Source organism: Limnoglobus sp. (assembly GCF_059499385.1).
Genome location: NZ_JCABYM010000006.1, coordinates 136840 through 147807 on the forward strand (window position 1 = coordinate 136840; position 10968 = coordinate 147807).

Consider the following 10968-nt stretch of genomic DNA (forward strand, 5'->3'; position numbering starts at 1 on the left):
CGGCGCGCGGCGTGACAAGGGCGGGCGACTCCTTACAATCTCCCCCATCCCCGTTCCCGCACACTCGTTAGGAGCCTCCCCATGCCGACGAACGCGCCGCTGAACCGCAAACTCCGGATGGGCCTCGTCGGCGGCGGCCAGGGGGCATTCATCGGCCGCGTCCACGCCACCGCCGGGGTGCTCGACAACCGGGCCGCCCTCGTCGCCGGGGCGCTGTCGTCCGACCCTGTAAAGGCCAAGGCGTCGGCCGCCGACTACGACATCCCCGCGGACCGCGCCTACGGCAGCGTGAAGGAGATGGTCGAGGCCGAGGAGAAGCGGCCGGACAAGATCGACTTCGCGTCCGTCGCCACGCCGAACCACACGCACTTCGAGATCGCGAAGGCGCTGGCCGAGGGCGGGTTCAACGTGATCTGCGACAAGCCGCTGACGTTCGACCTCGCACAGGCGGAGGAGCTGCTGAAGGTGGTGGAGAAGACGGGCGTGGTGTTCGCGGTGACGCACAACTACACCGGCTACCCGCTCGTGCGGCAGGCCCGCGAGATGATCCTCAACGGCGAGCTGGGGGAGATCAACGCGACCCGCAGCAACTACATCCAGGGCTGGCTCCGCACGCGGCTGGAGAGCGACAACCAGAAGCAGGCGGCGTGGCGGACCGACCCGTCGAAGTCCGGCATCGCCGGGTGCTTCGGCGATATCGGCACGCACGCCTACAACCTCGGCCGGTACATGACCGGGCTTCTGCCGAAGGAAATCTCCGGGCATCTGAAGATCTTCGCCGAAGGGCGGGCGCTCGACGACTACGGCACGGCGCTGGTGCGGTACGAGAACGGGGCGCTCGGCACGGTGACGGCCAGCCAGATCAGCCACGGCCGGGAGAACGACCTGTTCATCGAGATCGACGGCACGAAGGCGGCGCTCCAGTGGCGGCAGGAGAATCCGAACGAGCTGATCGTCCGCAAGAACGGGGAGCCGCACAAGGTCTACACCCGCGCCGGCGGGCCGTACCTCGGCGCGGCGGCGGGGGCGAGCAGCCGCTTGCCGAGCGGCCACCCGGAGGCGTTCTTCGAGGCGTTCGCGAACGTCTACACGGCCGCCTACGACGGGATGGTGAAAAAGGCGGCCGGCGAGAAGGTCGAGGCGGTGAACACCGTCTACCCGAACGTGTACGACGGCGTCGAGGGGATGCTGTTCATCACGCAGGCGGTCGCGAGCAGCAAGCAGAACGGGGCGTGGCTACCGTTCCGCCACCCGAAGAGCCGGAAGTAAGTTCGTAGAATGTCAGCGTGCCCGCGGACGTTCGTCCGCGGGCTTCTCTGTTTGGTGGGATGGGACCATGCACCCGCACAAGCCGCACTACGACCGCCACGCCGGGTCCGCCGAGAACAAGGAGTTCCTGCGGAAGATCAGCCGCCACCGGATCGACCCGCCGAAGGTCGCGGCTAACGTGTCGGCCGCCGATTTGATGGACACCGCGTTCCTCAGCTACAACGCCGGCCGGCTGCGGGAGGCGTGCCAACTGTTCGTGAAGCGCTACCTCGCGGCGGACACGACCGTCGGTCTGGCGCTCTCCGGCGCGCTCACTCCCGCGGGCCTGGGCATGTCGTGCCTCGTGCCGCTCGTGGAAGCGGGCTTCATCGACTGGATCATCAGCACCGGGGCGAACCTGTACCACGACACGCACTACGCCCTCGGCATGGACCTGTATCAGGCCGGGCCGAGCCTGCCGGACCTGGAGCTGCGGGAGAACCAGGTCATCCGCATCTACGACATTGTGTTCGACTACGAGAACCTCCTCGGCACGGACAAGTTCTACCGACAACTACTGCGGGCCGAGGCGTTCCAGAAGACGTATAGCACGGCCGAGTTCCACAACCTCGTCGGCAAGTACCTCAACGAGCGGGAGCAGCAGACCGGGCACACGGGCAAGAGCCTGCTCGCCGCCGCGTACCGGTGCGGCGTGCCGATCTACACCAGCTCCCCCGGCGACAGCAGCATCGGCATGAACGTCGCCGCGCTGCAACTGGAAGGGTACAAGGTGAACATCAACCCGTTCCTGGACGTGAACCAGACGGCCGCGATCGTGTGGGACGCGAAGGCCGGCGGCGGGGCGAGCGGCGTGTTCATCCTCGGCGGCGGGTCGCCGAAGAACTTCATGCTGCAAACCGAGCCGCAGATTCAGGAAGTCCTCGGCCTGCTCGAAGCGGGGCACGACTACTTCCTGCAATGCACGGACGCGCGGCCGGACACCGGCGGCCTCTCCGGGGCGACGCCGAGCGAGGCGATGACGTGGGGCAAGGTCGATCCGGACAAGCTGCCGGACACGGTGACGTGTTACCTAGACAGCACGGTGGCGCTGCCGCTCATCACGGCCTACGCGATGAGCCGCAAGGCCCCGCGGCCGCACAAGCGGCTGATCGACAAGCTGCCGGGGCTGATGCAGAAGCTGGAGGCGAAGTACGCCGAGGTGATGAAGGAACGGGAAGAGTAACATGCCGCTCCGCCGCCAGAAGGATGACACTGCCCCCCTCCCGCCGCTGTACGCCATGCACCACGAGGGGCTGGAGGCGGTCGTCGCGGACGAGGTCACCCGCGACCTCGGCGGCGAGGTCAAGAAGACCAAGCGGGGAACCGTCGTCTTCCGCCTCGACGCCATCGACGAGGACGTGCTTGCCCTCCGCACCACCGAGGACGTGTACCTCCTCGCGTGGGGGTCCGACACGCTCACGTTCAAGGCCGCCGACCTCAAGTCCATCGAGCAGTGGACCGCCAAACAGCCCGACTGGAACCGGCTGTTCAAAATTCATCACGCCGTCCGCCCGATGCCGAAGGGGAAGCCGACGTTCCACCTCGTCTGCCAGATGCAGGGCGAGCACGGCTACCGCCGGGTAGACGCCCTCGACGCGATGGCCGACGGGCTGAAGGGCAAGGTCCCCGGCTCGTGGGTTCCCGCCGATGAAAATGCCTGGCTCGAAATCTGGCTCACCATCGTCGGCCGGACGGCCGTGTGCGGGTTGCGGCTGTCCGACCGCACGATGCGGCACCGCACCTACAAACGGGAGCACGTCGCCGCGTCGCTGCGGCCGACGATCGCAGCGGCCATGGTCCGGCTGGCCGGGGCCGGGCCGGGGATGACCGTCCTCGACCCGTTCTGCGGGGCCGGCACGATCCTCGCCGAGCAGATCGAACTCAGCCGTCGGCGAAGGGCCGGCCACATCCGCGTCGTCGGCGGCGACCTCGACGCCACGGCCGTGATGAATGCGGGCGCGAACGTCGAGCGGCTCGGCCCGGCCGACCTGTGCCGGTGGGACGCGACCGCGCTGCCGCTCGCCGCCGAGTCGGTGGACCGGATCGTCACGAACCCGCCGTTCGGCAAACAGCTCTCGTCGCCGGAGCAAATCCCCGGCCTCTACCGGGCGGCGGCGCGGGAGTGGAACCGCGTGTTGCGGCCGGGCGGCCGGGCCGTGTTCTTGGTCGCCGAGTCGATCACGCTGCGGGACGCGGTCAAGTTCCACGGCTGGCAGCAGCAGCGGGAGTTCCGCGTCCGCGTCCTCGGCCAGCTCGCCACGCTCAGCGTCTGGCAGAAGCCGTGACCCTCGGATAGGATGCGAGTGGGTCGCCTTTTCCCGTCATCGTTCTCGCCGACCCGTCACCGTGGAGTGGCCCATGTTCGTGTTCAAGTGCCCGGAGTGCGACGCAGAACTCAAGTCGAACAACCGGCCGCCGGAGGGGAAGAAGATCCGGTGCAAGCAGTGCCAGTCCACGTTCGTCCCGAAGGTGAAGGAAGTGAAGGACGACCCGGCCCCGGCGGCCGCGCCGGCGGCCGCGGCGAAGGGCGGGGACGACGAGGACGGCCCGGTCAACCCCTACGGCGTCGTCCAGGAGGAGGACACGGAGGCCCAGAAGGAGGCGAAGAAGAAGGTCCGGTTCGACGGCGTGGACGACAAGAAGAAGCGGAGCGCCCGCGGCCCGGCCATGTCGCTACTCGTCATGCCGGCGAACCTGCTCATCGCCGAGGGCGGGCTGACGTTCTTCATCGGCCTCGCGACGACGATCTTCGGCGTCTGGCCGCTCATCTTCACAGACATCTCGCCGAGCGACGACGACTACGCGGACCAAATCCCGGTCATGCTGTTCGGCGTCATCATTGGCGTGTGGGGGGCGATGATCTGCCTCGGCGCGAGCCGGATGCAGAACCTCGAATCGTACACGTGGGCGATGACCGGCGCGGTCCTCGGCATCCTGCCTCTGCTCGTCGGCGTGTTCGCGCTCATCATGCTCCGCAACCCGAAGGTGATCGCCGGGTTCCAGGAAGTCGAAGGGGCGATGGACGCCGACGACACGAAGGAAGATGACGACGGCGAGGACGAGGACGAGGATGACGAAGAGGAGGAGGATGAAGACGATGACGATTAGACGAAAACCGCGGCCACACGGCCGCGGTTCTCTTTTCTACTTCGACTCCCCGATCAGGTACTTCTTCACGAACTCCTCGTTCAGCGTCACGCCGAGGCCGGGGCGGTCGGGCACGTCGATCCAGCCGGCCGCGGATTGAACCTTCTCGTGCGTCAGCTCGTGCCGCAGCGGGGAGTCCTCCACGCAGTCCTCGAAGATGAACGCATCGCGGCAGGTGCTCAGCCAGTGCAGGCTCGCGGCCACCGTCAGCGGGCTGGTGTAGCAGTGGTTGCACAGCCGTGCGCCGATCTCTTCCACCCGGTTGCGGATGTACGCAGCGTCCGTGAACCCGCATCGGGACAGGTCCACCTGGTAAACGTCCAGCGCTTGCTTGTCGAGGAACGGGCGGAACGACTCGCGGCCGCACTCCCCTTCCCCGGCCGCGATCGGGATCGGTGAGCGGTCGCGGAGCCAGCGGTAGCCGTCCACGTCGTCCTCGCGGAGCGGCTCCTCGAACCATTCGGGCGAGAATTCCTTGAACGCCTCGGCCCGCCGCAGGGCCGTCCGCGCGTCGTACACGCACCCGGCGTCGATGAGTAGCGTCGCCTTCCCCAGCCCCTCACGCGCGCCGCGGATCAGGTCGATGTCCACGGCCTCGGACGTGCCCATCGGCTCCCACCCGAACTTCACGGCCGTGTACCCGGCGGCCACCCACTTGCGGGCGATGTCGGCCGTCGCCTTCCCGTCGCGGCCGAACAGGATCGAGGCGTACCCGCGGATGCGGGCGTGGTGCCTCCCGCCGAGCAGGACGTGGATCGGCTGGCCGAATGCCTTGCCCTTCAGGTCCCACAGGGCCATGTCCACGGCCGCCATCGCGGTGATGCCGACGGCCTTGCGGCCGAAGTACATTGTGCGGCGGTACATCTTCTGCCAGAGCCGGTCGTGTTCGAGCGGGTTCTCGCCGACGAGCAACTGCCGGAGGCCGCACGCGATGTTGTGGCTGAACGGCGCGTCGATGATCGCCTTCACGACTTCGGGCGACGAGTCGGCTTCGCCGACGCCTTCGAGGCCGGCGTCCGTCCGGACGCGGACGAGGACGGAGTCCTGGCTGCTCGCCGTCTTCGCGACGACGTTCGGGATGCGGATGATCTGGCAAACGACTTCGGTGATCTTCATGAGGGGGCTTCTGGTTAAGGGAGCTTCCGCGGATCGACCTCGTGGGCGATGCACGCGACGCAGTCGCCCTGGCCGACGAGCGACGGGGCGCGGGTCGCGATCAGGATGCCGTCGCTGAGCGCCGTCACGTCCAGCGGCTCGCGGTCCGGGCGTTCGAGGAAGTGAACGCGGCCAACCGTCTGCCCGGCCGCCACCGGCTCGCCGAGCGGCACGACGTTCTCGTACACGCCGGACTCCGGGGCGAACCGGTAGTCGTCCGCGCTCAGCGCCTGCACCCACCGCGTCGGCGGCAGGCCGAGCGACTCGCGGGTGACGGCTCCGCCCTTGAGAATCTTGAAGTGCGTCAGCACGTTCCGCAGGCCGGACTGCGTCAGCCGATGCACCCCGGCCGTCACGTTCTCGCTGCCGCCCATCTCGGTCGTGATGACAACTTTCCCCTGGTTCTCGGCTTCCACGGGCAGCAGCCCGGTCCCCGCGATGTCCGCATACAGGAAGCAGAAGTCCGAGTTCCACGCCTCCGTGCCGGCGAGCATCGCCCGCCGCTGCGGGCCGTCCGGGACGAGGTGCATGTGGGCGCACGGGTAGAAGTCCACGCTCCGGCCGCCGGTGTGGATGTCGATCACGACGTCCGCGAGCGGGAACAGCACCGTCGTCAGGTAATGGGCCAAAATCTCGCTCACGCTGCCGGTCGGGTTGCCGGGGAAGCTGCGGTTGAAGTTCCGGCCGTCGAGCGGCGACAGCCGCGTCCCGGCCTTCGCCGCCGGCATCGTCAGCGTCGGGATGAGGATGAGCCGGCCGGTCACGTCGTCCGGCGACACTTCGCGGAGCAGCTTCATCACCGCGATTTGGCCGGGGTACTCGTCGCCGTGGTTGCCGGCCATCACGAGCGCCGTCGGCCCGGTCCCGCGCGAAATCACGCACGCCGGGACCATGAGGTTGGCCCAGCCGCCGAGGTTGTGGGAGTACGGGATGAACAGGTGGCCGAGTTGCTTGCCCGGCTTCGCGAAGTCGAGGTCGGAGCGGATCGGGGACGCGGGCACGGGCGGTTCTCCGGCGGTGGGGAGGTTGTACGCCGCCGCCGCGGTTCGGGAAGCGACTCGCCGCGTGGTTCGGCAAGTCATAACAATGTCAAGAGAAAATTTCCCATCCCCGGAGACCCGAACCCGATGTCCACGCTCCACTCCGTCACCCGGTTGCTCGGCCTCGGCCTCACCCCCGGCAAGCTCCGCGGGCTGCAACGGATCAGCAACCCGAACGGCACGCTCACGATGGTCGCCACCGACCAGAACAGCAGCATGATCTCGATGATGAAGAAGGCCACCGGCAAGGAGCCGACCTACGCCGAGATCGGGGACGCGAAGGTGATGCTGTCGCGGGCGCTCGCCCCGCACTGCTCCGGCCTGCTCGTGGACGGGTACTACGGGTACTGGAGCACCATCGCCGCCCACGCCGTCCCGGCCAGCACCGGCACGCTCATCCGCGTCGAGAAGTCCGGGGCCGCCAAGAACAAGGCCGGCGCGCCGTGCGGCGAGGTCGAGCAAGGCTGGGGCGTCCACAAGATCAAGAAGTGCGGGGCGGACGCGGTGAAGCTGCTCGCCCAGTTCGAGCCGGAGGAGTTCGACTCGGCCGAACACAACTTCGAGTTCACGCGGAAGATCTGGGAGGAGTGCATCGCGCACGACATCCTGTTCCTGCTGGAGCCGATCCACTTCGCGTACAACGGCGAGGACGACAAGTCGAAGTCGAAGATCGACCGCAAGGCGACGACGGTGATCGAGTCGGCCCGCATCCTGAGCCGGTACTGCGACATCTACAAGTCCGAGTTCCCCGGCACGCCGGGCGTCGAGAGCGACGCGCAACTGACGGACAACCTGAAGAAGCTGAACGACGCCTGCACGAAGCCGTGGGTGCTGCTGAGCGCGGGCGTGGACTACGACCAGTACAAGAAGCAGGTGGAGATGGCGATGAAGGCCGGGGCGAGCGGTGTCCTCGGCGGCCGGGCGTTCTGGAAGGAGTTCTTCACCTACGCGAACGCGGCCGAGCGGCAGAAGTTCGCCGAGACGGAGTGCGTGAAGCGGGTGAAGGAGATCGACGCGATCGTGAAGCAGGGGACGCCGTGGTTCAAGAAGTACGGCTACTCGATGGAAGATTTGCACAGCCTGCGGTCGGCGGAAGGCTGGCACGCCCGGTACGCCGGCGGCAACGCCGCGTCGAGCGGCCCGGCGAAGGCCGACCCGAACGCGGTGTATTGAGCGAACGCGAAACGCCCGGCTGCGAGGCCGGGCGTCATATAGCGGTGGGCTTGCCCACCGTGCGGTTTCGAGTTTTCGAGAAACCGCGAAGGCGTCCCTCCCACGGGGACGCCCCTCCCGCCACAACCAAGTTCCTGTGGGAGGGTCGGCCTTCCTCCCGCGGGAAAGTTCTTCCCATCGCAGACAGTTCCCCGCGGGAGGCAGCGCAGGCGGCCGTCGAAGACTCCGGCCGCACGGTGGGCAAGCCCACCGCTATATGTCATTCTTCGGCGTCGCCGTCGTCGAACGTTTCCAGCAGGTGGCCGAGTTTTTCCCGCTTCGTTTGCAGGTAGTTCTTGTTGAACGCCCCCGGCGTCATCTGGATCGGCACCCGCTCCACGATCTTCAATCCGTACCCCTCCAGGCCGATCACCTTCCGCGGGTTATTCGTCAGCAGCCGAATTTGCCGCACGCCCAAATCGTAGAGAATCTGCGCCCCGATGCCGAAGTTCCGCAGGTCCGGGGCGAAGCCGAGCCGCTTGTTCGCCTCCACCGTGTCCAGCCCCTCTTCTTGTTGCAGCCGGTACGCCTTCAGCTTGTTGAGCAGCCCGATGCCGCGGCCCTCCTGCCGCATGTAGACGATCACCCCGCGGCCGGCGGCGGCCACCTGCTGCATCGCGTACTTGAGTTGCGGGCCGCAGTCGCACTTCGCCGAGTGCAGCACGTCGCCGGTCAGGCACTCGCTGTGCATCCGCACGAGCACCGGCTCCGCCTCCTGCGTGACGACCCCGGTGTGCTCGACGCCGACGCCGCCCATCGTGATCGCCAAGTGCGGCTCGGCATCCACCATCGACGTGTACGCGAACAGGTCGAACTCGCCGAACTCCGTCGGCAGCTTCAGCACGATCTCCCGCTTGATGAGCTTCTCCGTCAGCCGCCGGTACTCGATCAGGTCGGCGATGGTACACATCTTCAGCCTGTGCGTCCGGCAATACTCCCGCAGGTCGGGCAGCCGGGCCATCGTGCCGTCTTCGTTCAGGATTTCGCAGATGACCGCGACCTCGCGCAGCCCGGCCATCCGGCACAGGTCCACGCTCCCCTCGGTGTGCCCGGCCCGGACCAACACGCCGCCGGCCTTCGCGATCAGCCCGTCGAGGTGGCCCTTGTCGCGGACGAGGTCGTTCGCCGTCGCCGTCGGGTCGGCGCAAACTTGGATCGTGCGGCAGCGGTCGTGGGCGGAGATGCCGGTGGTGACGCCGAACCGGGCGTCGAAGTTGTGGGTGAACGGCGTGGCGCTCGGGTCGAGCCGGACGCCGGGAAGGAGGTCGAGGCCGAGCCGGTCGGCGTTCGGCTTGGACATGGCCACGCACAGCCGGCCGCAGGCGTGGCGGACCATGAAGTTGACCGCCTCCGGCGTGACCGCCTCCGCGGCCATCACGAGGTCGCCCTCGTTCTCGCGGTGTTCGTCGTCCACGAGGACGACCATCCGCCCGGCTTGCAGTTCGGCGATGGCCTCCGGGATCGGGCAGAAGTCGGCGGTCGTGTGGTGCATGCGGTCCCCGCGGAGTCGGGATGAAGTTTACCCATCATAGGCGCGGGGTGCGGTCGAAATCAGCCGCCCATGCCCGGCGGGGCGTCGGCCTGCTGCTTCTTGGGGGCGACGAGCATCCGCATGTCGGACTCGATGCCCCGGATGGTCCACGGGATGTCCTTGTTGACTTTCGGGCTGACGGTGTCGGCGAGCGGGTCCGTCGCCGCGGCCTTCCGCAGGTCCGCCAGCTTCGCCAGGAAGGTCGGGTCGTTGCACTCCAGCACGACGGCCCCGCGGGCGGCGCTCTGCGAACTCTCCATCTTCGGCAACTGAATCTCGACCGGGACGCGGATGACGACCGCCTTCTCGGTCACCGTGATGAGCGGGGCCTGGTCCGGCGTCTCCTTGAGGATCGTCCCCGGCGGCGCGACCACGCCGGCCCGCCACGCGGCGTAGAACCGCTCGCGGGGGTCGCCGTCCCGCGCCCCGTCGAGCCGCTCCAGCGGCACGAACAGTTGCGACTTCATCGTCGTCTCGTACCCGGCCGGTTCCGGCTTCGCGGCCCCCACGGAGCCGAGCACCGCCCCCTGGGCGAGCACCCGCGGGAAGAACTCGTGGACGGCGGCGGCAGGTTGGTTGAAGAACTCCGACGGCAGGCTCGGCCGGCGGTCGGGTTGAAGCCCCCAGGCCGGTAGGAACAAGTTGTAGACCAGGCTGCGGGCCGTGTACTCCATGTCCGCCAACGCCTCGCCGTACCGCGTGACCCGGCCGCCGCCGATGAACCCCTGCGGCGGGGCCACGACCCGCCACGTCGGGCGGTCGGTGATCTGCCGCATCATGTCGAAGTTGAGCTTGAACTCGCCCTCCGGCGTCCGGAGCGTCCCGGCGCTCTTCGCCCGCAGGCCGGACGTGTCCTGCTGCCACGACTGGAGGCCGTCGAACGTGAACTTCGGGTCGAACTCGCGGTTACGGTACAGCAACCGGACGAGGTCGAGCTGCCGGAACCGGGCGATGCCGATCGTGCTCGCCGTGTCGTCCATGAACCCCTTCTGCGCCGCCTCGATGTCCTTGGGCGTCTTCGCCTCGACCGACTGCTGGCGGCCGGTGTCGAGCGTCATCTGGAACGCCTTGTGGAAGTCGGCGTTCCGGGTGTCCACCGGGTCGGCCTTCTTGAGCGTGTCGATCCAGGCGACGACGGCGTCCTTCGTGTCCTGTTGGACGCCGACCATCCGGCCGACGAGGTAGGCGGCGTACCCGCACCCGCCGAGGACGCCGACCCACCACGCGAACGTGCAGAGGTTCAGCCCGGCCCGCGTCCCCTCCGAGTTCAGGATTTGCCGGCGGGCGGCGAACGCCAGCACGAGGACGGCGGCCGGCATGACCAGCAGCAGCGGCTCGACGAGCTGCTGGCCGGACAGGAACGCGCTGCCGCCGAGCAGGACGAGGACGAACAGGAAGAGGCTCGCGAGGACGACGGCGATGATGGCCGTGACCGAGTACGGGGCGTAGCCGGTCGGGTCGTTGGTGGTGGGCAAACGCGGGGGGGCTTCGGCCATGGGTGACGGTCCTCGGGGTCGCGCGCCGGCGGTCGTGGGGCTGTTCTAGAGATACGCCACGGCAAGGGGATGGGTTCGC

9 protein-coding genes are annotated in these 10968 nt (G+C 68.1%); 5 read left to right on the forward strand and 4 right to left on the reverse strand.

Going from position 1 to position 10968, the window contains the following annotated elements; genetic code table 11:
• The first annotated feature begins 81 nt into the window (after nt 1-81).
• The 4 genes from AC5JJ2_RS00790 (at nt 82) to AC5JJ2_RS00805 (ending at nt 4416) form a co-directional block, all read left to right on the forward strand.
• The gene (locus AC5JJ2_RS00790) at nt 82-1269 is read left to right on the forward strand and encodes a Gfo/Idh/MocA family protein (protein WP_495856055.1); all 1188 of its coding nucleotides are present in this window, start codon (nt 82-84) and stop codon (nt 1267-1269) included.
• A 67-nt stretch (nt 1270-1336) separates the two neighbouring features.
• Nucleotides 1337-2491, forward strand: coding sequence for a homospermidine biosynthesis protein (locus tag AC5JJ2_RS00795; protein ID WP_495856056.1), 1155 nt, complete (start codon nt 1337-1339; stop codon nt 2489-2491).
• A 1-nt stretch (nt 2492) separates the two neighbouring features.
• Nucleotides 2493-3593 carry a methyltransferase domain-containing protein gene (locus AC5JJ2_RS00800; RefSeq protein ID WP_495856057.1) on the forward strand — a complete coding sequence of 367 codons (1101 nt, stop codon included), beginning with the start codon at nt 2493-2495 and terminating at the stop codon, nt 3591-3593.
• A gap of 73 nt (nt 3594-3666) precedes the next feature.
• Nucleotides 3667-4416: a tetraspanin family protein gene (locus tag AC5JJ2_RS00805; protein WP_495856058.1), complete on the forward strand. Its 750-nt coding sequence runs from the start codon at nt 3667-3669 to the stop codon at nt 4414-4416.
• 36 nt (nt 4417-4452) lie between these two features.
• Here AC5JJ2_RS00805 and AC5JJ2_RS00810 read toward each other — a convergent pair whose 3' ends face one another.
• A complete protein-coding gene (locus AC5JJ2_RS00810; protein WP_495856059.1) occupies nt 4453-5571 on the reverse strand; it encodes a mandelate racemase/muconate lactonizing enzyme family protein in 1119 nt (372 codons plus the stop codon).
• 14 nt (nt 5572-5585) lie between these two features.
• Nucleotides 5586-6611, reverse strand: coding sequence for a succinylglutamate desuccinylase/aspartoacylase family protein (locus AC5JJ2_RS00815; protein WP_495856060.1), 1026 nt, complete (start codon nt 6609-6611; stop codon nt 5586-5588).
• A 126-nt stretch (nt 6612-6737) separates the two neighbouring features.
• Between AC5JJ2_RS00815 and AC5JJ2_RS00820 the strand changes: the two genes are divergently transcribed.
• The gene (locus AC5JJ2_RS00820) at nt 6738-7823 is read left to right on the forward strand and encodes a tagatose 1,6-diphosphate aldolase (protein ID WP_495856061.1); all 1086 of its coding nucleotides are present in this window, start codon (nt 6738-6740) and stop codon (nt 7821-7823) included.
• Nucleotides 7824-8082: 259 nt separating this feature from the next.
• Here the strand turns inward: AC5JJ2_RS00820 and ribA are convergent, their stop codons facing one another.
• Together ribA and AC5JJ2_RS00830 are read right to left on the reverse strand one after the other, a co-directional pair.
• The gene (gene ribA / locus AC5JJ2_RS00825) at nt 8083-9354 is read right to left on the reverse strand and encodes a GTP cyclohydrolase II (protein ID WP_495856062.1); all 1272 of its coding nucleotides are present in this window, start codon (nt 9352-9354) and stop codon (nt 8083-8085) included.
• Nucleotides 9355-9413: 59 nt separating this feature from the next.
• Nucleotides 9414-10889 carry a hypothetical protein gene (locus AC5JJ2_RS00830; RefSeq protein ID WP_495856063.1) on the reverse strand — a complete coding sequence of 492 codons (1476 nt, stop codon included), beginning with the start codon at nt 10887-10889 and terminating at the stop codon, nt 9414-9416.
• Nucleotides 10890-10968: the final 79 nt, after the last annotated feature.